Raw genomic sequence first — 542 nt, forward strand, 5'->3', positions numbered from 1 at the left:
ATTCCCGTTCATGATTGTTAAATTTCACGCTCGTGGTGTCGGTAAAGGCTCTGGTCCGGTTGATTATTTACTTGGTAAGCAGAGAGATCGAGAGGGTGCCACACTCGATAGAGGCTCACCAAGTGAGGTTCAAGAGCTGATAGATTCGAGTCCTTATGCAAAAAAATACACGTCTGGTGTGCTGTCCTTTGAAGAATTCGATCTCCCTAGAGAGGCCAAAGATCACATCATGTCGAGTTTTGAAAAAGCGTTGTTACCAGGGCTGGAAGCGGATCAGTACTCTTGCCTTTGGGTAGAGCATCGAGACAAAGGACGGTTAGAGCTTAATTTTGTTGTTCCGAACGTGGAGCTACAAACGGGCAAGCGACTCCAACCTTATTTTGACCGAGCAGATAAACCTCGAATCAATGCTTGGAAAACGGGCATGAATGCCACGTTAAATCTGCATGATCCTGATGACCCTTTGCATAAAAGGGAGTTAGTGACCCCTCGTAATCTACCTGTTCAAAAACAAGAGGCAGCCAGAGCGATCACAGACGGTT

1 protein-coding gene is annotated in these 542 nt (G+C 46.3%); it reads left to right on the top strand.

The window, feature by feature from the left end; translation table 11 throughout:
- Positions 1 to 542 (top strand): relaxase/mobilization nuclease domain-containing protein (locus R7Q11_RS28770; RefSeq protein ID WP_405532615.1); only part of this gene is annotated, 542 nt, incomplete at both ends.

Source organism: Vibrio sp. 970 (assembly GCF_033339075.1).